General features: G+C 73.0%; 18 protein-coding genes and 1 pseudogene. 15 read left to right on the forward strand and 4 right to left on the reverse strand.

Going from position 1 to position 23,809, the window contains the following annotated elements; genetic code table 11:
• Positions 1–312: 312 nt before the first annotated feature.
• Together ABZ937_RS02810 and ABZ937_RS02815 are read right to left on the reverse strand one after the other, a co-directional pair.
• Positions 313–1,866, reverse strand: coding sequence for an alpha/beta hydrolase (locus ABZ937_RS02810; protein WP_361684937.1), 1,554 nt, complete (start codon positions 1,864–1,866; stop codon positions 313–315).
• 149 nt (positions 1,867–2,015) lie between these two features.
• Complete coding sequence (locus ABZ937_RS02815) at positions 2,016–3,059, reverse strand: Rv2578c family radical SAM protein (protein WP_361684939.1); 1,044 nt, start codon at positions 3,057–3,059, stop codon at positions 2,016–2,018.
• A gap of 134 nt (positions 3,060–3,193) precedes the next feature.
• On the opposite strand from ABZ937_RS02815, the gene ABZ937_RS02820 reads away from it, so the two are divergent.
• From ABZ937_RS02820 to ABZ937_RS02885, 14 genes and pseudogenes are all read left to right on the forward strand, one after another.
• Positions 3,194–3,637: an SRPBCC family protein gene (locus ABZ937_RS02820; RefSeq protein WP_361684941.1), complete on the forward strand. Its 444-nt coding sequence runs from the start codon at positions 3,194–3,196 to the stop codon at positions 3,635–3,637.
• 161 nt (positions 3,638–3,798) lie between these two features.
• Entirely contained in the window at positions 3,799–6,237 is a 2,439-nt protein-coding gene (locus ABZ937_RS02825; protein WP_361684943.1) for an MFS transporter, read from the forward strand.
• Between the two features lie 153 nt (positions 6,238–6,390).
• On the forward strand, positions 6,391–8,823 hold the full coding sequence (locus tag ABZ937_RS02830; RefSeq protein ID WP_361684945.1) for a SpoIIE family protein phosphatase: 2,433 nt from the start codon (positions 6,391–6,393) through the stop codon (positions 8,821–8,823).
• Positions 8,824–8,900: 77 nt separating this feature from the next.
• Entirely contained in the window at positions 8,901–9,620 is a 720-nt protein-coding gene (locus ABZ937_RS02835) for a methyltransferase domain-containing protein (protein ID WP_361684947.1), read from the forward strand.
• Positions 9,621–9,726: 106 nt separating this feature from the next.
• Complete coding sequence (locus ABZ937_RS02840; protein WP_361684949.1) at positions 9,727–10,560, forward strand: M55 family metallopeptidase; 834 nt, start codon at positions 9,727–9,729, stop codon at positions 10,558–10,560.
• Complete coding sequence (locus tag ABZ937_RS02845; RefSeq protein WP_361684951.1) at positions 10,553–11,857, forward strand: M20/M25/M40 family metallo-hydrolase; 1,305 nt, start codon at positions 10,553–10,555, stop codon at positions 11,855–11,857. Before ABZ937_RS02840 ends, ABZ937_RS02845 begins: the two co-directional genes overlap by 8 nt.
• Positions 11,858–11,860: 3 nt before the next feature.
• Positions 11,861–13,828, forward strand: coding sequence for a prolyl oligopeptidase family serine peptidase (locus ABZ937_RS02850; protein WP_361684953.1), 1,968 nt, complete (start codon positions 11,861–11,863; stop codon positions 13,826–13,828).
• A 770-nt stretch (positions 13,829–14,598) separates the two neighbouring features.
• On the forward strand, positions 14,599–15,546 hold the full coding sequence (gene sbnA, locus ABZ937_RS02855; protein ID WP_361684955.1) for a 2,3-diaminopropionate biosynthesis protein SbnA: 948 nt from the start codon (positions 14,599–14,601) through the stop codon (positions 15,544–15,546).
• A gap of 64 nt (positions 15,547–15,610) precedes the next feature.
• Positions 15,611–16,618: a 2,3-diaminopropionate biosynthesis protein SbnB gene (gene sbnB, locus ABZ937_RS02860; RefSeq protein ID WP_361684957.1), complete on the forward strand. Its 1,008-nt coding sequence runs from the start codon at positions 15,611–15,613 to the stop codon at positions 16,616–16,618.
• Positions 16,615–18,525 carry an FAD/NAD(P)-binding protein gene (locus ABZ937_RS02865; protein ID WP_361684959.1) on the forward strand — a complete coding sequence of 637 codons (1,911 nt, stop codon included), beginning with the start codon at positions 16,615–16,617 and terminating at the stop codon, positions 18,523–18,525. The genes sbnB and ABZ937_RS02865 overlap by 4 nt, the downstream gene beginning before the upstream one ends.
• Positions 18,522–19,451, forward strand: a complete 930-nt coding sequence (locus tag ABZ937_RS02870; RefSeq protein ID WP_361684961.1) for a homoserine O-succinyltransferase — start codon at positions 18,522–18,524, stop codon at positions 19,449–19,451. The genes ABZ937_RS02865 and ABZ937_RS02870 overlap by 4 nt, the downstream gene beginning before the upstream one ends.
• A 2-nt stretch (positions 19,452–19,453) precedes the next feature.
• Positions 19,454–20,089: a LysE family translocator gene (locus tag ABZ937_RS02875; protein WP_361684963.1), complete on the forward strand. Its 636-nt coding sequence runs from the start codon at positions 19,454–19,456 to the stop codon at positions 20,087–20,089.
• A gap of 164 nt (positions 20,090–20,253) precedes the next feature.
• Positions 20,254–21,192: pseudogene (locus tag ABZ937_RS02880) on the forward strand (hydroxyacid dehydrogenase); the annotation flags it as partial.
• Between the two features lie 122 nt (positions 21,193–21,314).
• A complete protein-coding gene (locus ABZ937_RS02885) occupies positions 21,315–21,860 on the forward strand; it encodes a GNAT family protein (protein WP_361684965.1) in 546 nt (181 codons plus the stop codon).
• Between the two features lie 5 nt (positions 21,861–21,865).
• Here ABZ937_RS02885 and ABZ937_RS02890 read toward each other — a convergent pair whose 3' ends face one another.
• The gene (locus ABZ937_RS02890; RefSeq protein WP_361684967.1) at positions 21,866–22,213 is read right to left on the reverse strand and encodes a VOC family protein; all 348 of its coding nucleotides are present in this window, start codon (positions 22,211–22,213) and stop codon (positions 21,866–21,868) included.
• Positions 22,214–22,292: 79 nt separating this feature from the next.
• On the opposite strand from ABZ937_RS02890, the gene ABZ937_RS02895 reads away from it, so the two are divergent.
• Positions 22,293–22,718 carry a phage holin family protein gene (locus ABZ937_RS02895; RefSeq protein WP_361684969.1) on the forward strand — a complete coding sequence of 142 codons (426 nt, stop codon included), beginning with the start codon at positions 22,293–22,295 and terminating at the stop codon, positions 22,716–22,718.
• 8 nt (positions 22,719–22,726) lie between these two features.
• Here the strand turns inward: ABZ937_RS02895 and ABZ937_RS02900 are convergent, their stop codons facing one another.
• The gene (locus tag ABZ937_RS02900; protein ID WP_361685415.1) at positions 22,727–23,680 is read right to left on the reverse strand and encodes an LLM class F420-dependent oxidoreductase; all 954 of its coding nucleotides are present in this window, start codon (positions 23,678–23,680) and stop codon (positions 22,727–22,729) included.
• Positions 23,681–23,809 lie beyond the last annotated feature (129 nt).

The following is a 23,809-nucleotide window of genomic DNA, read 5'->3' on the forward strand; positions in this document are numbered from 1 at the left end:
CGCTGGCGGAAGCCTCCGGGGCCGGGCGGGTTGGCTACCTGGCGGAAGCCCCCGCAGGTGGACGGGTCGGCTACCCGCGAAAGCCCCCGCGGGCGGGCGGGTCGGCTGCTGGCGGAAGCCTCCGGGGCCGGGCGGGTTGGCTACCTGGCGGAAGCCCCCGCAGGTGGACGGGTCGGCTACCCGCGAAAGCCCCCGCGGGCGGGTCGGCTACCGGCGGAAGCCCCCGCGGCGGGCGAGTCAACTACCCGGCGGAAGCCCCCGGCCCCGGGCACGGCGGCTGCCCGCGGAAGCCCCCGCGCTCGGGCGGGGTGGCTACCGGCGGAAGCCCAGCAGGTCGTGCAGGGTCGCGCCGCGGGACGTCGGTGGTGCCGACTTCGTCTGCAGGGGCTTCGGGTCGGGGGTCTTCGCGCAGACCGCGTCCACCGGACCGCTGCCGTGCGGAACCCTGCCGTCCGTCAGGTACGCGGCCAGGTACCGGTCCAGACACGCGTTGCCGCTCAGCGTGACGCCGTGGTTGCCGCCGCCCTGCTCGACCACCAGGCCGGACCGGGCCAGCAGCCCGTGGACCCTGACGCCGCCGGCGTAGGGCGTGGCCGCGTCGTCGGTCGCCTGGAAGAGCAGCGCCGCCGGCAGCGCGCCGTTGGCGATGTCCACCGGCTGCTGCGAGGCCGTCGGCCAGAACGCGCACGGCGCGTTGTACCAGGTGTTGTTCCAGGCCATGAGGGGTGCCTTCGCGTACACGCCCCAGGTGTCCGCGCGCCACCGGTTCCAGTCGCGCGGCCAGGCGGCGTCCCGGCACTGCACCGCCGTATAGACGCTGTAGCCGTTGTCGCCCGAGGAGTCCACGGCGCCGAAGTTCTGGTACGCCTCCACCAGCGGGCCGGTGGCCCTGGTGTGGACGTAGGCAGCGAACGCCTCGGCGAGGTAGGGCCAGTAGCCGTTGTAGTACCCGCCGGGCATGAAGGTGTCCTCCAGCTCGGCGGCGCCGACCTTGCCCCCGGCCGGCTTCTTCGCGAGGGCCGACCGCATCGCGTACCAGCGGGCCTCGATCCTCGCGGGGTCCTTGCCCAGCCGGTAGGCGTCGTCGTGCCGGGCGATCCAGGCCATCAGCGCGCGATGGCGCTCGTCGAAGGCGTAGTCCTGGCCGAGGTTGTCCGCGTACCAGACCCCGCTCGGGTCGACGATCGAGTCCAGCACCAGGCGGTGGACGCGGGTGGGGTACAGCTTCGCGTAGACCGCGCCCAGGTAAGTGCCGTAGGAGTAGCCGAAGTAGCTGAGCCGCGGCGCGCCGAGGGCCCGGCGGACGACGTCCAGGTCCCGGGCCGCGCTGACGGTGTCCAGGTACGGCAGGAGGTCCGCGTACTTCCGTCCGCAGGCCGCGGCGAAGGCCTTCGCGCGGTCGATGTTCGCCCGCTCCAGCGCGGGCGTGGCCGGCACGGAGTCCGGGCGCCGCGGTGTGAAGTGGCCGGGCACACAGTCGAGGGCGGGCCTGCTCCGGCCGACCCCGCGCGGATCGAAGCCGATGATGTCGTACTGGGCCGCGACGCCCTTGGGCAGCGTCGAGGCGACCAGCCCGGCGAGCACCAGGCCGCTGCCGCCGGGGCCGCCGGGGTTGACCAGCAGCGGGCCCTGGGAGGCCGGCGCCGTGTGCGGGACGCGGGTCAGGGCGAGGGTGATCTGCCGTCCCGACGGCCTCGCATGGTCCAGCGGCACCTTCAGGGACGCGCACTGGAGCCGCGGGTAGTCGCTGGTGCCGCACTGTTTCCAGCTGAGCTGCGCCGAGGCGGCGGCCTGCGCGGGAACGCCGGTGAGCGAGCCCGCCACCACGGCGGCGGCCGCGCACAGCACGGCTGCGCGTGTTCTCATTCGGGTCCTTCCGGGACGGCGGGTTTCCGTGCACCGCGAGGGTCACGGTTCTCGCCGGATCGTCCCGGAATCGGGGCCCTGAAGAACGCGTTGCGGCGATAGTTGACCCAATTGGGCCGTGGGATGCCCCCTAACGCCCTCGGACGTGCTCACATGAGGCTGAGCTGGACCGGTTCCGACGCGGTGGGGGCCGGCGCCGGCTCGGCCGGGCGGATCCGGCGGACCGACGCCGCGCGCGTGGGCCCGATGCCGTACTCCTGCGCCAGCTCGTGCACCTGACGGGTGATCCGGCGCTGGTACCACTTGGGCGCGTAGGCACCCTCCGCGTACAGCCGCTCGTACCGGCGCACCAGGTGCGGATGGTGCTGCCCGAGCCAGGCCATGAACCACTCCCGGGCGCCCGGGCGCAGATGCAGCACCAGGGGCGTGACGGAGGTGGCCCCGGCCGCCGCGATGGCCCGTACCGTTTCCCGCAGCCGGTCCGGGTGGTCGCTCAGGAACGGGATCACCGGCGCCATCAGCACCCCGCAGCCGATCCCGTGCTCGCCGAAGGTGCGGACGACGTCCAGCCGGCGCTCGGGCGCGGGCGTGCCCGGCTCCACCGTGCGCCACAGCTCGGTGTCCAGGAAGCCGACGGAGACCGAGATGCCCACGTCCGTCACCTCGGCCGCCCGGACCAGCAGGTCCAGGTCGCGCAGGATCAGGGTGCCCTTGGTGAGGATCGAGAACGGGTTCGCGTGGTCGGTGAGCGCCGAGATGATGCCCGGCATCAGCCGGTAGCGGCCCTCGGCGCGCTGGTAGCAGTCGACGTTCGTGCCCATGGCCACGTGGTCGCCCCGCCAGCGGTGGGAGCCGAGCTGTCGGCGCAGCACCTCGGGGGCGTTCACCTTGACCACGATCTGGGTGTCGAAGCCGATGCCCGTGTCCAGGTCCAGGTAGCTGTGCGTCTTGCGGGCGAAGCAGTACACACACGCGTGCGAGCAGCCCCGGTAGGGGTTCACCGTCCATTCGAACGGCATGCGCGAGGCGCCCGGCACCCGGTTCAGCACCGAGCGCGCCCGCACCTCGTGGAAGGTGATCCCGCGGAACTCGGGTGTGTCGAACGTACGCGTGGTCACGGCATCCGCGCCGAACAGCGCGGCGTCGGCGGCCCGGCCGTGTTCGCTCTCGTCCGTGAGGTTCTCCCAGCGCATGACGCCTCCTCGGTAGCGCTGGCCACACAATAGAACATGTGTTCCCGTGATCGTGCGTACCCCGATTTGGGCGGCCGGGCGCCGGGGTGGTTGGCTTGCCCCAACCCCGAGAAACCAGGTCCTGGAGGAACGCAATGGCGCAGGTCGAGGCCACTACGGAGCGGGTCGTCGCGGCGGACGCGGAGAAGGTGTTCGACGCTCTCGCCGACTACCGCGACACGCGGCGCAAGCTGCTGCCCGAGCCGTTCAGCGAGTACGAGGTGCGCGAGGGCGGCGACGGCGAGGGCACCCTCGTCCACTGGAAGCTCCAGGCCACCAGCAAGCGGGTGCGCGACTGCCTGCTGGAGGTCAGCGAGCCCACCGACGGCGAGCTGGTCGAGAAGGACCGCAACTCCTCCATGGTCACCACCTGGCGCGTCACCCCCGCCGGCGAGGGGCGGTCCCGCGTGGTCGTCACCACCACCTGGCAGGGCGCCGGCGGCATCGGCGGCTTCTTCGAGAGGACTTTCGCCCCCAAGGGCCTCGGCCGGATCTACGACGCCCTGCTCGCCAACCTCGCCGCCGAGGTCGAGAAGTAGCCCAAGGGTCCGCCGGTGAAGGGGCGTTGGCCCCTGATCGACCCCTTCACCGGTTCGAGTGGATCGCCGCCCCGCGCCGGGCGGAACCGTAACTCGCCGCAGTTGCTCGCAGTTGTCGCCTCACGCGGGAAATGTGACAGATGTGACGAGGGGAGCGGACCGTGGGCGGGACGACTCTGGCGCAGCACGAGCCGGTCGTGGCACCGGCGGCGGACGAGGAGAAGGCCGCCGCACCGCCACCCCCCGCCCCGCCCGCCGAACTCGGGCCCCGCCGGGTCCGGCTGGTGTTCTTCGGACTGATGCTGGCGCTGCTGCTGGCCGCCCTGGACCAGATGATCGTCGCCACCGCCCTGCCGAAGGTGGTCGGCGAACTGCACGGCCTGGACAGGATGTCCTGGGCGATCACCGCCTACCTGCTCACCTCCACCATCGGCCTGCCCCTGTACGGCAAACTCGGCGACCTCTTCGGCCGCAAGGGCGTCTTCCAGTTCGCCATCGCCGTCTTCGTCCTCGGCTCCGCGCTCGCCGGCCGGGCCGGGACCATGGACCAGCTGATCGCCTTCCGCGCGGTCCAGGGCGTCGGCGCGGGCGGGCTCATGATCGGCGTGCAGGCGATCATCGCCGACATCGTGCCGCCCCGGGAACGCGGCCGGTACATGGGCCTGATCGGCGCCGCCTTCGGCCTCGCCTCGGTCGCCGGCCCGCTGCTCGGCGGCTACTTCACCGACCACCTCTCCTGGCGCTGGTGCTTCTACATCAACGTCCCCTTCGGCCTGGTCACCCTGGCCGTCGTCGCCGTCGTGCTGAAACTCCCCAAGCCGCGGGCGCGTGCCCGGCTCGACGTCCTCGGCGCGCTGCTGCTCGCCGCCGCCTCCACCTGCCTGGTCCTGCTCACCAGCTGGGGCGGCACCGAATACGCCTGGGACTCCCGGCAGATCCTCGGCCTCGGCGCCGGCGCCCTCGCCGCCGGCGTCCTCTTCCTCGTCGCCGAGCGCTTCGCCGCCGAACCCCTCATCCCGCTCCGGCTGTTCCGCGACTCCGTCTTCACCACCAGCGGCCTGGTCGGCCTGGTGATCGGCGTCGCCCTGTTCGGCGCCGCCAGCTACCTGCCGACCTTCCTGCAGATGGTCGACGGGGCCAGCGCCACCGAGTCCGGGCTGCTGATGCTGCCCATGATGGCCGGCATCGTCGGCGCCTCGATCATCGGCGGCCAGCTCATCAGCCGCACCGGACGCTACAAGATCTACCCCGTGCTCGGCGGCGCCCTCTCCGCCGTCGGCATGTGGCTGCTGTCCCGGCTGGAGACCGGCACACCCCGGCTGCACTACAGCATCTGGATGGCCGTCCTCGGCGCAGGCATCGGCCTGGTGATGCCCGTCCTCGTCCTCGCCGTGCAGAACTCCGTGCGCCCCGCCGACCTCGGCAGCGCCACCAGCGCCAACAACTACTTCCGGCAGATCGGCGGCAGCGTCGGCGCCGCCGTCTTCGGCACCCTCTTCGCCGACCGGCTCACCGACGCCCTGCGCCGGGAACTGCCCCCGCGCGCGGGCAGCGGACTGCCCGCCGCCGACTCGATCACCCCGCAGCTCGTCCACGCGCTGCCCCCGGCCCTGCGCGACGCCTACATCCGCGCCTACGCCGACACGATGCCCCGGATCTTCCTCTACCTCGTCCCGGTGCTCGTCCTCGGCCTGCTCATCGCCTTCTTCCTCAAGGAGAAACCGCTGGTGTCCCACCACGCCACCGAAACGGAGCCCGAGACCGTGAACGCTCCGATCCCGCACGCCCGCCCCCGGACCCCGGCCGCGGGGACCCCCGCCCCGCCCCGCTCGCCGTACGCCGCCGGCATCCCCGTCTGCGGCACGGTGCAGCACCCCGACGGCACCGTGGTGCCCCGCGCCGCGCTCACCCTCATCGACGTCACCGGCCGGCAGATCGGCCGGGGCGCCAGCGGCGACGACGGACGGTACGCGCTCAGCACGCCCGGCTCCGGGTCGTACGTGCTGATCGCCGCCGCCGGCGGGCACCAGCCGCAGGCCGTCTCCGTCAGCGTCGGCGAACGCCCCGTCGAACTCGACGTCGTCCTCGGCGGCGCCGGCCGCCTCGCCGGCAGCGTGCTCACCGCCGACGGCAGCCCCGTCCGGGACGCCACCGTCACCCTCACCAACGTGCACGGCGAGGTCGTCTCCGCCACCCGCAGCGGGCGCGAGGGCGGCTACGTCATCACCGAACTCGTCGCCGGCGAGTACACCCTCGCCGCCAGCGCCCCCGCCTTCCGGCCCGCCGCGCTCCCGGTCACCGTGCAGGCCGCCCGGGAGACCCGGCAGGACATCGAACTCGCGGGCGGCGCCGTGCTGAAGGGCACCGTCCGGTCCGGCGGCGGACGCCCCGTGGAGGACGCCCGGGTGACCCTGCTCGACGCCGCCGGCAACGTCGTCGACACCCTCACCACGGGAGCGGACGGAACGTTCCGGTTCGTGGATCTCTCCTCCGGCGAGTACACCGTCATCGCCGCGGGTTACCCGCCGGTCGCCACGGTGTTGCAGGTCGCGGGCGGTGGCCGCACCGAGCGCGATCTCCAGCTGGGGCACGAGGACTGATCCGGGGCACCCTCCGCGCGCCGGGCCGTGCGCCGGTGCATCCGGTGAAACCAATTCCAGGATTGCCACACATCGCGACCGTACGCCGCCGTACCGTAGTGGCGGGCGGCACAGATCGTTTGCGAACAGCCGTGGGGAGAGAGGGCCTGGGCCATGGACCGTGGCAGCGAGCGGGACACAGCTCCCGGACGCGGCGTCGGCGACACCGCGGCGGGCCGGATTCCCCTGGCCGTGGTCGTCGTCGACCGGGCCGGCCTGGTGTCCCACTGGAGCAGCGGCGCGCGACGCCTGTTCGGCGTACGCCGGGAGGACGCCGTCGGACACCCCGCGGCCGACCTGCTGCCGGTCTCCGGCGCGCTGCCGGAGGCGTACGACGGGTACGAGGGGTACGACGCGGCCGGCCCCGACCTGGAGGCCTCGCTCGGCGGGCACACCGGTTACGCGACGGCCGGCCGCGCCCGCCTCTGCCCGCCCCGGCAGGCATCCGCCGACGAGCGGCTCGACGTGCTGTGGTGGGCCTACCCGCTGGTCGGCCCGGACCCCTCCCGGCTGCTCGTGCTCGCCGCCGACGCCACCCGGCTGCGCGACGAACGCGGCTACGACGACGAGACCGCCGAGCGCATCTCGCCCGGCTTCGCCCGCCACACCGAACTGCCCGCCTCCGAGGAACTCGCCCGGCGTCTGCCCGACATCCTGCCCAACATGGGCCCGGGCCTCAGCGCCCGGATCGTCGCGCAGATCCTCGAACTCGGCTACCCGATCCTGGAGTTCAGCCAGTACGACCGGGTGCCCGTGACCCCGTACTGGGGCGTGCCCCGCCGCCCGGGACGCACCCGCGCCGAAGCCGTCGTACCGCAGCAGCGGACCGTGGCGGCCGTGGTCCCGGCCGGCGCCGAACAGGACCTGGAGTACGCCGCCGTCCGCGAGCGGCTGGAGTTCCTCAACGAGGTCAGCTCGCGCATCGGCTCCTCCCTGGACCTCGGCGAGACCATCCGCGAGGTCACCAGCGCCGCCGTGCCCCGCTTCGCCGACTTCGCCGGCACCCATCTGCGGGCCGCGGTGCTGGCCGGCGAGGGCTTCCCGGACGGCCCGCCGGACGCCAGCACCGTGATGTTCCGCGTCTGGGTCGAGCACAACGACGAACCGGGCCGCTGGGACGACACCGTGCCGGTCGGCGAGGCCTTCGCCTTCCCCGAGCACACCCCGTTCTACAAGTGCATGGTCACCGGCGAGCCGGTCCTCGTCCCGCGGGTCACCGACGAGCTGTCCGAGCGCATCTCCGGCGAGTTCGAGAAGCGCGACCTCAGGCCGCTCATCGGCGGCCGGTCCCTGCTGATCGTCCCGCTCAAGGCGCGCAACGTCGTCCTCGGCTTCATGGTGCTGATGCGCCGCCCCGACCGGCCGCAGTTCGACGACATGGACCGCACCACCGGCGCCGAACTCGCCGCCCGCGCGGGCCTCGTGCTCGACAACGCCCGCATGTACACGTACCAGGAGAACGTCGCCGACACCCTCCAGGACAGCATGCTGCCGCAGGTCGCCCCGCGGATGGCCGGCTGTGACATCGCCACCCGCTATCTGCCCGGCACCCGGCTCGGCCGGATCGGCGGCGACTGGTTCGACACCATCAAGCTGTCCGGCTCCCGCACCGCCCTCGTGGTCGGCGACGTCATGGGCCACGGCCTCAACTCGGCCGCGATGATGGGCCAGTTGCGCACCGCCGTGCAGACCATGGCGGCCATGGAGACCCCGCCCGCCCAGCTCCTGCGCAACCTGGACGACCTGGCCCGCAGGCTCGGCGACAACTACCTCGCCACCTGCCTGTACGCGGTCTACGACCCGATCCGCGGCGAGCTGACCCTCGCCAACGCCGGCCACATCCCGCCCGTGCTGGTCCGCGCCGAGGACGGCAGCAGCGAACTCCTCGACCTGCCCACCGGTGCCCCGATCGGCGTCGGCGGCGTCCCGTTCGAGGCCACCCGGGTCCCGGTCGCGCCCGGCGACCGGCTGGTGCTGTGCACCGACGGCCTGGTGGAGGTGCGCGGCTGCGACATCGGCGAGGGCCTGGCCGCGCTCTGCGAGTCCGCCGCCCACCCCGCGGCCTCGATGGACGACGCCTGCGACACCATCATCCGCGCGCTGAACACCCGCGGCGGACGCAAGGACGACGTCGCCCTGCTCATGGCCCGCCTCAACGGCATCCCCGGCGACCACGTCGCCGAATGGCGGTTCGACGCCGACCCGCGCGAGGTGGGCCGGGCCCGCCGCCTGGTCCGCGAACGGCTCCTCGACTGGGGCCTGCCTCACCCGGTGGAGACGGCCGAGCTGCTGGTCAGCGAGGTCGTCACCAACGCCGTCCGGCACGCCGGGGGCGACCGGATCGCCCTGCGGGTGGTCCGCACCGACGCGCTGCTGTTCGAGGTCACCGACGAGGAACCCGCCCTGCCCGCCCTGCTCGCCGCCGGTCCCTACGACGAGTCGGGCCGCGGGCTGCGCGTGGTCAGCCGGCTGGCCCGGGAGTGGGGCGCCAGCGCCAGCGGCCACCGCAAGACCGTCTGGTTCGAACAGGCCCTCCACATCCCGTGAAGGTGGCCCCCCGGCCCTTGCCCCGTCCCCGGCCCGCGCGATATCCCGATCACGGAACCGAACCGTGGGGAGAGCGCATGAACGTCTCGGACGAGTACCGCAACGCCTGGGAGAGCTACTGGAAGGAGACCTCCGACGGCCGGGGCGAGGCGATCTGGGACGCCGATCCCTCCCTGAGCGCCGCACCGCACAGCGAACTGCTCCTGCGCTACGCCGACCCGGACCGGACGATCGTCGACCTCGGCTGCGGCAACGGCACCCAGACGCACTATCTGGCCACCCGGTTCGCCCGTGCCGTAGGCGTCGACCTCTCGTACGCGGCCGTCGAGCACGCCCGCCGCACCGCGCACGGCGACGCCGTCGAGTTCCAGCAGCTCGACCTCACCGACCGCGACGCCGTGCGCGCCCTGCACGACCGGCTCGGCGACGCCCACGTCTACATGCGGGCCGTCATCCACCAGAGCGAACCGGCCGCGCGCCCAGTGGTGGCCGCCGCCGTCGCCGAACTCATCGGCGGCGCGGGCCGCGCCTTCGTCGTCGAACTCACCTCGGGCTCCCGGGACGTCCTCAGACGCGCCGCGTCCGAGCCGGGCGGCCCGGGGCCCAAGCTCCGGCGCGTCTTCCAGCACGGGCTCAAGCCCGCCGACGCCCCCGACGAGGAGATCCCGCGGCTGCTCGCCGAGGCCGGCCTCACCGTCCTGGCCGAGGGCGAGACGGCCCTGCCGCAGACCGAGAACCTCGCGGACGGCACCCGCATCGACCTGCCGGCCCACTGGTTCGTCCTCGCGAAGGCGTGACCGGCACCCGCGTCGGCCTCGCCCGTGCCCGCGCCACCGACGCCGCCGTGGAGTGCTCCGGCGCGGTCGTAGCCTGTCCGCCGCTCGGCGCGTAACGTGACGGACCATGAAGATCCTCATCAGTGCCGACATGGAGGGTGCCACAGGCGTCACCTGGCCCGGCGACGTGCTGCCGGGGACGCCGCAGTGGGAGCGGTGCCGGTCGATGTTCACCTCGGACGTGAACGCCGCCGCGGAGGGCTTCTTCGACGGCGGCGCCGACCAGGTGCTCGTCAACGAGGCCCACTGGTCCATGCGCAACCTCCTCCTGGAGCGGCTCGACGAGCGGGTGGAGATGCTCACCGGACGGCACAAGGCGCTGTCCATGGTGGAGGGCGTCCAGCACGGTGACGTCGACGGCATCGCGTTCGTCGGCTACCACGCCGGCGCCGGCATGGAGGGCGTCCTCGCCCACACCTACCTCGCCAACCAGATCACCGGGGTCTGGCTGAACGACGTCCGCGCCAGCGAGGGTCTGCTCAACGCGCACGTCGTCGCCGAGTACGGCGTCCCCGTCGTCCTCGTCACCGGCGACGACGTGGCCTGCGAGGACGCCCTCGGCTACGCGCCCGAGGCGCTGAAGGTCGCCGTCAAGGACCATGTGTCGCGGTACGCGGCCGTGTGCCGGACCCCGGCCCGCACCGCGGCCGACATCCGCGCGGCGGCCAAGGAGGCAGCCCAGCTGGCGGCCCGTCAGGAATCGGTGGCGGCCGGGCCGTTCACGGTCGCCGTCGAGTTCGACGCCGAGCATCTGGCGCAGGCCGCCACCGTCGTGCCCGGCGTGGCACGGATCGGTGAGCGGAAGGTGGCGTACACCAGCGCCACCATGTACGAGGGGATCAGGACGTTCAAGGCGGTCACCACGATCGTCTCCGCCGCCGTGGAGGAGCAGTATGGCTGACCAGCTGGCCCTGGACGAGGTGGTGGAGTTCACCTCCGGCCTGATCCGTATCGACACCACCAACCGGGGCGGCGGCGACTGCCGGGAGCGGCCCGCCGCCGAGTACACGGCCGAACGGCTGGCCGGGGCGGGCCTGGAACCCCTGCTGCTGGAGCGCACCCCGGGCCGTACCAACGTGGTGGCCCGGATCGCGGGCACCGACCCGTCCGCCCCCGCGCTGCTGGTCCACGGCCATCTCGACGTGGTGCCCGCCGAGGCCGCCGACTGGAGCGTCCACCCGTTCTCCGGCGAGGTCCAAGGCGGTGTGGTGTGGGGGCGGGGCGCCGTCGACATGAAGAACATGGACGCGATGATCCTCGCGGTGGTCCGGGCCTGGGCCCGGCAGGGCGTACGGCCCCGCCGCGACCTCGTCATCGCGTTCACCGCGGACGAGGAGGCCAGCGCCGAGGACGGCTCCGGGTTCCTCGCCGACCGGCATCCCGAACTCTTCGAGGGCTGCACGGAAGGCATCGGCGAGTCCGGTGCCTTCACCTTCCACGACGGCGCTGGCCGCGAGATCTACCCGATCGCCGCGGGGGAGCGGGGCACCGGCTGGCTGAAGCTCACCGCGCGCGGCCGGGCCGGGCACGGCTCCCGGGTGAACAAGGAGAACGCGGTGACCCGGCTCGCCGCCGCCATCACCCGCATCGGCGAGCACGAGTGGCCGCTCCGGATCACCCCGACCGTGCGCGCCGCCCTGGACGAACTCGCCGCCCTGTACGGCATCGAGGCCGGCTCCACCGATGTGGACACGCTGCTGGAGAAGCTGGGCCCGGCCGCCCGGCTGGTCGAGGCGACCGTCCGCAACAGCGCCAACCCGACCATGCTGGACGCCGGTTACAAGGTCAACGTCGTCCCCGGCGAGGCGGTCGCCCATGTGGACGGGCGCTGTCTGCCCGGCACGGAGGAGGAGTTCGCCGCCACGCTGGACGCGCTGACCGGGCCGGACGTGCGGTGGGAGTTCGCGCACCGCGAGGTGGCCCTGGAGGCACCGGTGGACGCGCCGGTGTTCGCGAAGATGCGTTCCGCCGTACGGGAGTTCGCGCCCGGTGCCCATGTGGTGCCGTACTGCATGGCGGGCGGCACGGACGCCAAGCAGTTCTCCCGGCTCGGCATCACCGGCTACGGTTTCTCCCCGCTGAAGCTGCCCGCGGACCTCGACTACCAGGCGCTGTTCCACGGCGTGGACGAGCGGGTGCCCGTGGAGGCGCTGCACTTCGGGGTGCGGGTGCTGGACCGCTTCCTGCGGACGGCCTAGACAGTGGGGGACGAAGTGCTGAGATCGCCGTACGGCTCCTGGCCGTCGCCCATCGACGCCGCGCTGGCCGCCGCGCACGACGGGCGGCCGGACTGGGTGGGGTTCGTCGGGGACGAGATCTGGTGGACCGAGCCCCGGCCGGCCGAGGGCGGCCGGCGGGCCCTGGTCCGCCGGCGCGCCGACGGGGGCGAGGAGTCGGTGCTGCCCGCGCCGTGGAACGTGCGCAGCCGGGTCATCGAGTACGGCGGCCGGCCCTGGGCCGGGGCGATCCGGGACGGCCGGCCCCTGATCGTCTTCGTGCACTTCGCCGACCAGCGGCTGTACCGGTACGAGCCCGGCGGCGAGCCCTCCCCGCTCACCCCGGTGTCCCCGGTGGGCGGCGGCCTGCGCTGGGCGGAGCCCCGGGTGGACCTCGCCCGCGGCGAGGTGTGGTGCGTGCTGGAGGAGTTCACCGGGGACGGCCCCGACGACATACGCCGGGTGCCGGCCGCCGTACCGCTGGACGGTTCGGCCGCCGACGACCGCGGTGCCGTCCGGGAACTCACCGCGCCCCGGCACCGGTTCGTCACCGGAGCCCGGCTGTCGCCCGACGGCCGGCGGGCCGCCTGGCTGGGCTGGGACCATCCCCGGATGCCGTGGGACGGCACCGAGCTGCTGGTCGCCGACGTGAGCGACGACGGCCGGCTGACCGGCGCGCGGACCGTCGCCGGCGGACCGGGCGAGGCCGTCGCGCAGGTCGAGTGGTCGGCGGACGGCCGGCTCCTGTACGCGAGCGACCGCAGCGGCTGGTGGAACCTCTACCGCGACGGCACCCCGCTGTGCCCCCGCGAGGAGGAGTTCGGCGGGCCGCTGTGGCAGCTCGGGCTGAGCTGGTTCGCGCCCCTGGACAACGGCCTGCTGGCGGTCGTGCACGGCCGCGGTGCGACCGCGCTCGGGATACTGGACCCGGAATCCGGCGAACTCGTCGACGCCGCCGGACCCTGGACGGAGTGCACCCCCACCCTCGCCGCCCACGGCCGGCGCGTCGTCGCGGTAGGCGCCAGCCCGCGCACCGCCCACGAAGTGATCGAACTGGACACCGGCACCGGCCGCGCCCGCGTGATCGGCGCCCGGCACCGCGACCCCGTCGACCCGGCCTACTACCCCGAGCCGCAGATCCGCACCTTCTGCGGCCCCGACGGCCGCGAGGTGCACGCCCACGTCTACCCGCCGCACCACCCCGGCCGTGCCGCGCCCGACGGGGAGCTGCCGCCGTACGTCATCTGGGCGCACGGCGGGCCCACCAGCCGGGTGCCGCTCGTGCTGGACCTGGCGATCGCCTACTTCACCTCGCGGGGCATCGGGGTCGCCGAGGTCAACTACGGCGGCTCCACCGGATACGGCCGGGCCTACCGCGAGCGGCTGCGCGAGCAGTGGGGCGTGGTCGACGTCGAGGACTGCGCGGCCGTCGCCCGCGCTCTCGCCGACGAGGGCACCGCTGACCCCGCCCGGCTGGCGATCCGGGGCGGCAGCGCGGGCGGCTGGACCACCGCAGCCTCCCTGACCACCACCGACGTCTACGCCTGCGGCACCATCCTCTACCCGGTGCTCGACCTCGCCACCTGGGGCCCCGGGGAGACGCACGACTTCGAGTCCCGCTACCTGGAGTCGCTGATCGGCCCGCTCGCCGAGGTGCCCGCCCGGTACGCCGAACGCTCCCCGACCGCGCACGCCGACCGGCTCACCGTGCCCTTCCTGCTGCTCCAGGGCCTGGACGACGTGATCTGCCCGCCCGCCCAGTGCGAACGCTTCCTCGCGCTGATCGCGGGCCGGGGCGTGCCGCACGCCTACCTCACCTTCGAGGGGGAGGGGCACGGGTTCCGGAAGGCCGAGACGATGGTGCGCGCTCTGGAGGCCGAACTGTCCCTGTACTCCCAGGTGTTCGGGCTCGCCCCGGCACCGCCGGCGCCGAAGGTGGAGCTCCTCCCGTGAAGGAACCCACGTGACCGTCCGGCGCATTTCGGCCGGGCACGGTCCCGTTCGGTCATCTACGTGAGCCCTTAACGCGGTTGTCATAGACGTGTCATTGGTCGCGGGTTAGGGTTTCCACAAGATCACGCAATGCCGCCACTCGGACACCGCGTGATGCACGGGCAACACAATTGCCGCACACGGGGGAAGGGGGACGGCGTGTACGTCACGCGTCCGGTCGTCGCGCTGAGGGAAAGCCACTCCAGGCCGTCGGGGGCGTCGGTCCGCGAGCAGACGGACGACCACTTACCACTCGTCGACGCCCTGCCGCCCGGGCGAGCGAACTCCCGTCTCCATGACCGGAGCGGGCGGCTCCCACACCGCGAGGAGCGGTGTCGTCACCGTCCCGGCGAAGTCCCCGCGACGCGCACCCTGAGACGCCGGCGACTCGCCGCGTCCGGACAGGGTCCTTCCGGCGACGCCTGTACCGCACCGTGTCGGCCCGGGGCCCGCACGCCGTGCCTCCCGTTCCGTCGGGCCGGGCGACTCACCGGTGGGGCAAGCGCCTTCAACGGCTGAAAACGTGCCCTGACATCCGGCCGGGCGGGGTGGCAGCACCTCGCCGCCGCATTCCGGATCACGTCCGCGTCACGTCCTGCGACGGCCATGTCCGTGTTCCCGGCATGTCCGAGCCCGCTTCGTCGCCCGGGTCCCGTCGGTGTGCCGCCGACACCGCAGGCGCACCACTCGTACCACCTCCGTCACGCTCAACCCGTTTCCGAAGGTGCTCGATGATCTTTCGCAATGCGTACGACATGGTCCTCGACGACCTGTTCCTCGACCTGCACGGCTTCATCCCCGGCATCGACCTCACGCTCAAGATCGAGGGCCTCAACCCCGCCGGGTCCATCAAACTGAAGGCCGCCGTGGGCCTGTTGGAGGACCTGGAGCGCCGTGGCCTGCTCAAACCCGGCGGCCGGGTCATCGAGTCGTCCTCCGGCAACCTCGGCATCGCGCTCAGCTCGGTCTGCGCGGCCCGCGGCTACCGGTTCACCTGTGTCGCGGACCCCAACACCGCGGCCATGAGCGTCCGTCTGATGCGGGCGTACGGCGCCGAGGTCGTCATCGTCGACCGCCGGGACGCCAACGGCGGTTTCCTCCAGTCCCGTATCGACCACATCCACGCCCGGCTGCGCGAGGACCCCGGCCTGGTGTGGCCCAACCAGTACGCCAACGAGGCGAACCCGCTGGCCCATTACCGGCGCACCGCCCCGGCCCTGCTCAAGGAGCGCGCGGTCGACATCCTCTTCGTCGGCGCGGGCACCACCGGCACGCTCATGGGCTGCGCCGAGTACTTCCGCGAGCACTCGCCCGGGACCCGCATCTTCGCGGTGGACACGGTCGGCTCGGTCACCTTCGGCTCCCTCCCGGCACGCCGGCACATCCCCGGCCTGGGCACGAGCCGGCGTCCGGAGATCCTCCGTGACGGGCTCGTCGACGAGGTCGTCATGGTGCCGGAGTCCGAGGCGGTGCGCATGTGCCGGCGACTCGCGACCCGGCGGGGCATCCTCTCCGGCGGCTCCACCGGTTCGGTGCTGGCCGCGGTCGCGGCCACGAGCCGCGACATCACCGAGGACGCGTCGGTGGTCGCCATCAGCCCGGACCTCGGCGAGCGCTACCTCGACACGGTCTACGACGACGACTGGGTCGGCGAGCGCTTCGGCCCCGTCGACGACTGACCCGGACGCCCCCGTCGTCCCTTGCTCAACAGCGCACATCCATAAAGGAATTGAAGGAGTCACCATGTTCGAATTTGATGTCGTAGGCGGCCGTACCGTCCGGGACATCGTCCGGGACAGCCGCCGGGACATCGTCCGGGTCGTGCGGGACACCTACCTCGCCCACCACGCCGGACGTTCCGTGAACCCGGACAGCTACTTCCTCCGCTTCCCCGAGAAGCCGGCGGACCGGATCATCGCGCTGCCCGCCTACCTCGACGGCGAGCGCGAGGTCGCCGGCATCAAGTGGATCGCGAGCTTCCCGGCCAACATCCAGCGCGGCATCCCCCGAGCCTCGGCCACGCTCGTCCTGAACGACGCCGAGACCGGCTACCCGTTCGCGCTCCTGGAGGCCTCGCAGATCAGTGCCGCCCGCACCGCCGCATCGGCCGTCCTCGCGGCGGACGTCCTCACCGGGGGGCGCAAGGGCGGCCGGCTCGCGGTCGTGGGCGCGGGCATCATCGCCCGCAACATCCTGGAGTTCTTCCACGCCGAGCAGTGGACGTTCGAGCAGGTCGTGGTGCACGACCTGAGCCAGGAGTACGGCACGGCCCTGGCGACCCACGCCACCGAGCGGCTCCAGTACCCGGCGTCCTACGCCGACACCCTCCAGAACGCCGTGTCCGGCGCCGACCTGGTCGTCTTCGCGACCACGGCGGGGGAGCCGTACGTCCTCGCGCCCGACGCCTTCGCCCCCGGGCAGATCGTCCTCAACATCTCCCTGCGGGACATCGGCCCCGAACTGATCGCCGGCTCCTACAGCGTGCTGGACGACGTCGACCACTGCCTGAAGGCCAACACCTCACCACACCTCGCCGAACAGAAGTACGGCAACCGGGATTTCATCACCGGCACCATCGCCGAGGTGATCAACGGAGAGGTCACGGTCGGCACGGACAAGCCGGTCGTCTTCTCTCCCTTCGGCCTGGGCGTCCTGGACCTCGCGGTGGGCCTCGAAGTGCACCGCGTCGCCGCCGCATCGGGCCGCGTCACCGCCATCGACGACTTCTTCGGAGAGACCGAGCGGTGGTGACGACTTCCTTCCGGCAGACGCCGATCGCGGGCACCGTCGGGATCATCGGCCTGGGCTCCCGGGGCATCGGCGTCCTCGAACGCCTCGTCACCCGCGCCGCCGGCCCGGACTGGGCGGGCCGCCGGCTCGTGATCGAGGTGGTGGACCCGGACGGCACCGGCGTCGGCATCCACGCCGTGGACCAGCCCGACCACCTGCTGCTCAACACCGTCTGCGCACAGGTGAGCCTCTTCCCCGAGGAGGCGACGGTGGGCGAGGCCGTCGGCGACCGGGGCCCCGACCTCTACGCATGGGTGACGGCCCGCGGCCTGAAGGTCGGCGAGGACGGCCACACGCTCGGTGACGAGGGCCGGCCGGTGCGACCGGACGACTACCTGCCCCGGCGGGTGCTCGGCGAGTACCTCGGCTGGTTCCTGCGGCGCCTCCTCGACCGTGCCCCCAAGAACGTGGAGATACGGCTCCACCGCGCCACGGCGACCAGCCTGTCCGCCGGTCCGGACGACTCCCGGCGGATCACCCTGGACACCGGCGAGACCCTGCGGGTCGACACGGTCTTTCTCACCACCGGCCATACCCCGCCGGCCGGCCCCGACCCACGGGCGCCGGGCGCGTCCCGTCGCATCCACGACATCTACCCGCCGGCCGCGGCCTTCGCGGACGTCACCGCCGGCCAGACCGTGGCCCTCGGCGGCACCGGCCTGTCCGCCATGGACGTCCTCGCCTCGCTCACCCTCGGCCGGGGCGGCCGGTACGAGGCGGTCGACGGCGGCCTGCGCTACCTGCCCAGCGGACGGGAACCGCGCATCCTGCTGTTCTCCCGCACCGGCATACCCTTCCGGGCCCGGCCCGCTGCCAACCGCAGTGGCGGACCGTACGAGCCGGTCGTGTTCACCCGCCAGGCCCTCGACCGCCTCCGCTCCGCCGGGGACGACCGCCCCCTGAACCTGCACGGCGACCTGCTCCCCCTGATCCGCACCGAGATGCGCATCGCCTTCCACCGGCGCGGCGCCGCCCTCGCCGGGGGAGCCGACGCCGAGCACGCTCTCACGGCGAGGCTGCGCGCGGCGGCCGACGCCGGAACCCTGGACGACGCGCTGCGTGCCCTGGACCTGGAACACGCCGAGCGGTTCGGGCACTTCGACCCGCAGGACCTGCTCTTCCCCGACAGCGCCGAGTTCGACTCCAGCGACGCCTACCGGAAGTGGTACGAGGAGCGGCTGCGGTCGGACCTGGTGGAGGCACGGCTCGGCCTCGGCGGCAGCCCCACCAAGGCCGGCCTCGAAGTCCTGCGCGACCTGCGCGACGTCGTCCGGCACGCCGTCGACTTCGGCGGTCTGGACGAGGACTCCCACGACGAGTTCTACGGCTCCTTCACCGCCACCCTCAACCGCTCCGTGACCGGCCCGCAGCTCGACCGGCACGAGGAACTCCTCGCCCTGCTGGAGGCCGGGACCGTCAGCGTCCCCTTCGGGCCCGCACCGCGCGTCGCGTGGGACGGGACGGCGTGGCGGATCTCCTCCACCCGTCTCGGCACCGGCCACAGCGCACCGGCCGACTGGCTCGCGTACGCCACCTCGGGGCAGCCCGACGTGGAGGCGACCGGCAGTCCGCTGCTGGCGGACCTCGTGGCGAGCGGGCGGATCCGCCGCCACCGCCCCGGCGCCCGCAGCAGCCGCGGCGTCGACATCACGGCGGACCAGCACCCCGTGGCCGCCGACGGCCGGCCCGACCGGAAGGTCCGCGTCCTCGGCCCGCTCTGCGAGGGGGCCACCTTCTACAACCACTACGTGCCTTCCCCCGGAGGCCGCAACCGCGCACTGGCGGACGCCGACCGGTGCGTCACGGCCGTACTGGCCGAACTCGCCGCCGCAACAGAGCCCGAGACCACCAGGAGCCCTGCGCAGTGACCCTCATCGTCCCCACCCGGATCGACGCCGTCGACCAGCTCGCCGAGGAAGGCATCACGGTCACCGTCGAACCTCCCGAGGCCGGCACCGCCACCCCGGCCGTCGAACTCGCGATCCTCAACCTGATGCCGGACAAACCGGTCACCGAGACCCAGCTGCTCCGTCTGCTGTCCGGCACCGGGCTCCCCGTACGCGTCACCCTGCTGCGCCCGCGGGACCACGTCTCCAAGACCACGCCCGAGGCGTACCTCAAGGAGCACTACCGGACGCACGACGAGGTCGCCGACCGCCGTTTCGACGCCCTGGTCGTGACCGGCGCCGCCGTCGAGCTGCTCCCCTTCGAACAGGTGACGTACTGGGACGAGCTGCGCGGCATCATCGACTGGGCGCAGGAGAACGTCACCTCCGCCCAGTACGTCTGCTGGGGCGCCCAGGCCGCGCTGTACCACCGGTACGGCATCCCCAAGTACCGGCTGCCCGCCAAGCTGTTCGGCAACTTCCCCAACCGGCTCACCGACCCCTCCTCCCCGCTCCTGGCGGGCTTCGAACCGGTCGTCGCGGTGCCGCAGTCGCGTCACACCGAGAACCTGCGCGCCGACTTCGAGAAGACCGGGGAACTGGAGATCCTGGTGGAGTCGCCCGAGGCCGGGGTGCACATCGCGGTCGGCCGGGGCGGCCGGGAGCTGTACGTCTCCGGGCACCCGGAGTACGACACCGACACCCTGCTGCGCCAGTTCCGTCGCGACCAGGCCAAGGGCGCGGACATCGCCCTTCCGGCCAACTACTTCCCGAACGACGACCCGTCGGCCACCCCGGTGGAAAACTGGCGGGAGCCCGGACGGATCTTCTACCGCAACTGGTTGCGCGGCCTTACGCGTGACGGAGTCCCCCTGGCCGAGATCGTGGCCGAGAAGTCAGGAGTGTAAGCGTGTCAGTCCTTCAGTCACTGGTGTCATTCGCCCTGGTGTCCGCCCTGTTGGTGGTCATGCCGGGCGTGGACACCGCGCTGGTCATCCGCAACACCGTCGCGCGCGGCCGGCTCCACGGCTTCGTCACCGGCGTGGGCGTGGGCGTCGGCGCCGTCATCTGGGGTGCGGCGATCGCGGTGGGTATCGGAGCGCTGCTGGACGCCTCGGAGATGGCGTACACCGTGTTCCGGATCGTCGGCGCCGCCTACATGGTCTGGCTGGGCATCGGGCTGTGGCGCTCGGCCCGGGCCATCGGCGCGGGACAGGAGGGGGACACCGAGCTGGCACCGGAGGCCGCCTCGTTGTGGCGCTCCTTCGGCCGTGGCATGCTCAACAACCTGGCCAACCCCAAGGTCGGTGTCTTCTACGGCGCCACGATCCCGCAGTTCATACCCTCCGGCGTGTCCCCCGCTCTCATGGGCAGCGCGCTGGCCGCGGTCAACGCGGTGGAGGCGGTGATCTGGTACGGCCTGATCAGCCTCGGTGCCCACGGTCTGCGTACCTGGATGAAGCGCCGTACGGTCCGCCGCAACGTCGACGCCACCGCGGGCACGGTCATGATCGCCTTCGGCATCGTGATGGCGGTCGAGAGCTGAGCCGCGGCACCGGGGCCGTCGGGGGCGGGGGAGCCACTTTCGCCCGCAGCGGTCCTGCCGTCGGGGGCCCCGCGGCCACCGCCGGCGGGCCCGCCCCCCGCCACCCCGGCTCCACGGCCCCCGCGCAGAGCCCAGCAGCCCCCACACCCTCTACGGAGAACCCGATGTCTTCCCGTGTCGTCCTGGTCGCCGACCCCCTGCCGCCGGCCGCCCTGGAGCGCTTCGGCCCCGAGTACGAGGTGCGTCACTGCGACGGCGCCGACCGCTCGCAGCTCCTGGCCGCGGTGGCCGACGCCCACGCACTCCTCGTCCGCAGCGCCACGACCGTGGACGCCGAGGTCCTGGCGGCGGCCCCGCGGCTGGCCGTCGTCGGGCGGGCCGGGGTGGGCGTCGACAACATCGACGTCGCCGCCGCCACCGCGGCCGGCGTCGTGGTGGTCAACGCCCCGGCCGCCAACGTCGTCAGCGCCGCCGAGCTGACCTGCGGGCTGCTGCTGGCGGCGGCCCGTGACATCCAGGCCGCGGGCAGGGAGGTGAAGTCCGGCATCTGGCGGCGCAGCACCCACGTCGGCACCGAACTCGCCGGCAAGACACTGGGCATCGTCGGGCTCGGCCGCATCGGCCTGGCCGTGGCCCGGCGCATGTCCGCCTTCGACATGACGGTCCTCGGCCACGACCCCTACGCCGCCGCGGAGACGGCGGACCAGCACGGCATCAAGCTCGCCCCGCTGGACGAACTGCTCTCCCGCTCCGACTTCATCACCGTCCACGTACCGAGGACGCCACAGACCGCGGGCCTGATCGGCGAGGCCGAACTCCGCCTGGTCAAGCCCACGGCCTACCTCGCCAACGTCGCCCGCGGCGGCATCGTGGACGAGGCGGCCCTGCACACGGCCCTGCGGGAATCCCGCCTCGCGGGCGCGGCCCTGGACGTCTTCGACGACGAGCCGTGCACGGACTCCCCCCTCCTCGCGCTCGACAACGTGACGGTCACCCCGCACCTGGGGGCCAGCACCCGGGAAGCCCAGGAACGAGCGGCGACGGACGTCATCCGCGCGGTCCTCCAGACCCTCGGCGGCGAACCCGCCCCGGAGGCCCTGAACACCCCCCGCTGAGCACCGCCACCCGACCGGGAGGGGCAGCGGACCCCGGGGCGCCGGCCCGGGTCCGCGAAGTGCGTGCGGACAGGCGGCGCGGGGAGCCCCGCGGGTTCTAAGCTGGCCGGATGCCGCATCCTCCGTCCAGCCCGCTCGCCACCGGCTCCCGCGTCACCATCCGCTCCTTCACCCTCGCCGACGGCCCCGAGTTCACCGCTCGGGCCCGGGAGAGCAAGGATCTGCACCGGCCGTGGCTGTTCCCGCCGGACAACGAGGAGGCGTACGCCGACTACGCCGGCCGGCTGATCGAGGACCCGGCCCGGGCCGGCTTCCTGGTCTGCGAGAAGGGCAGCGGGGACATCGCCGGCTTCATCAACATCAACAACATCGTGCGGGGCGCCTTCCGGTGCGGCGCCCTCGGCTACGGCGCCTTCGCGCACGCGGCCGGGCGGGGCCTGATGCGCGAAGGCCTGGAGCTGGTGATCGGGTACGCGTTCGGGCCGCTGGCCCTGCACCGGCTGGAGATCAACGCACAGCCCGGCAACGCCGCCTCCATCGCCCTCGCCCGGGGCGCCGGCTTCCGCCTGGAGGGCTTCTCACCGAACATGATCTACATCGACGGTGCCTGGCGCGACCACGAGCGCTGGGCCCTCACCACCGAGATGCGCGGCTGACCGGCTCAGCCACGCTGGTCCACGTACTCGAAGACCGCCCCGTCCGGATGCACCGCCAGCAGATTGCGGCCCGCCGGCGTCGGCACCGGCCCCGCGACGATCCGGGCGCCCAGCTCGGTCAGCAGCCGGTGGGCCTCGTCCACGTCCTTCACGGCGATCGTCGCGGTCACCTTGCGCAGGATCTCCAGCTCCTCCTCCGGGCCGCTCATCAGCAGGAACGAGCCGACCGCGGCGACCTCGACGGCACCGCGCGCGAAGCGCTGCGCTCTGCCTCCCGCCAGACGCTCGTAGAAGGGGATCGTGGTGTCGAGGTCGTCGACGCAGATGCGCAGCGAGGCGCCCAGAATCTCCATGGCACGAGCCTAGTTGGGGCCGCCGGATGTGCGCAGGGCCCCCGCGTTACCCGCTGTGATGGGCGGGTACCCGCAAGACATGGACCGTTTTGATCACCTGGAACATCTGGACAAGCACCTCGTCGAAGAGCTGGCTCAGGTGGCACGCGAGACGGTACGCGACGAACTGCGCGAGCAGACTCGCAAGCGACGCCGCAGCGCCATGCTCTACGCCGCGTCGGGCGCCGTCGCCCTGTACGCGGGCGGCGCGGTTGCCCTCGCCGTGGGGCTGGCCCTGGCGATCGGCCTGCCTGCCTGGGCCGCGGCACTGATCACCGCGGCACTCCTGGGCGCGGTGGCCCTGTGCCTCCGCGGCGCCGCCCACTCCGCGCTCGGCCCCCACGCCCCGCATCGGGTCCTGGGCGGCACCCCACCGGCCACTCCGCCGACGGGCCTGGGCATGCCCTACCCGCCGGTGCCCCCGCATCCGCCCGCCGACCCGGACGCCCCGAGCCACAGGGCCTGACCGCACCTTCACCCGAGCCGGGTCAGCACCTTCGTCCGATAGAAGTCGAAGAAGCCCTGCTGATCCGGCCCGATCTGGTTCACGTACACCCGGTCGAACCCGGCGTCGGCGAACGCCTTCAGCGCCTCGACATGCCGGTCGGCGTCGTCCCCGCACACGACCTCGTCGCGCACCATGTCCTCGGTGACCAGCTCGTGGAGCTGCTCGAAGTGCCGGGGCGAGGGCAGCACCTGGCCCATCTCGCCGGGCAGCAGCTCGTTGTACCAGAGCTTGTGCACCGTACGGACGCACGCGTCGACGTCGGTGCCGTAGCAGACCTTCGTACCGCCGCTGACCAGCTTGCTCCCGCCGCCGCCCTTGCGGAACTGCGTGACCATCTCGTCCTTCGGCATCATCGTGATGTAGCCGTCGCCCACGCGCGCGGCCAGCGAGGTCGCCTTCGGGCCGAAGCCGGAGATGTCGATCGGGACGGGCTCGTCGGGGACGGTGTAGAGGCGGGCGTTCTCCACGGTGTAGTGGGTGCCGCGGTGGCTGACCTCCTCGCCGGTGAACAGCCGGCGCATCACCTGCATCGCCTCCTCCAGCATCTCCAGGCGCACATGCAGCGGGGGCCACCGGTCGCCGAGGATGTGCTCGTTCAGTGCCTCGCCGGTGCCGACGCCGAGCCGGAAACGGCCCCCGGTCATCACGGCGCTCGTCGCCGCGGCCTGCGCCACCACCGCCGGGTGCATGCGCACGGTGGGGCAGGTCACCGCAGTCTCGATGGGCAGCGACACCGCCTCCGACAGCGCGCCGATCACCGACCACACGAACGCGCTCTGGCCCTGCGCGCCGTTCCAGGGGTGATAGTGGTCGGAGATCCACAGCGCCTGGAAGCCGGCCTGCTCGGCCATCCGGGCCTGCTCGACGAGGGCTGCGGGGTCGTGTTCCTCGCTCGCCAGGAAGTAGCCGTACTCGGGCATGGGGGAGACCTCCGCGAGAGCCAAGCCGGTCGGGTCGGATCCGGTCCCGGCCCGGGTAACCGGGGGCGGCGGGGCGAAACGCCGGCCCGGCGGCGCCCGGCCGCCGTAAGGGTGGCCCTCCCGGCGTTT

The organism is Streptomyces sp. NPDC046727 (assembly GCF_040645635.1).
Lineage (GTDB): Bacteria > Actinomycetota > Actinomycetes > Streptomycetales > Streptomycetaceae > Streptomyces.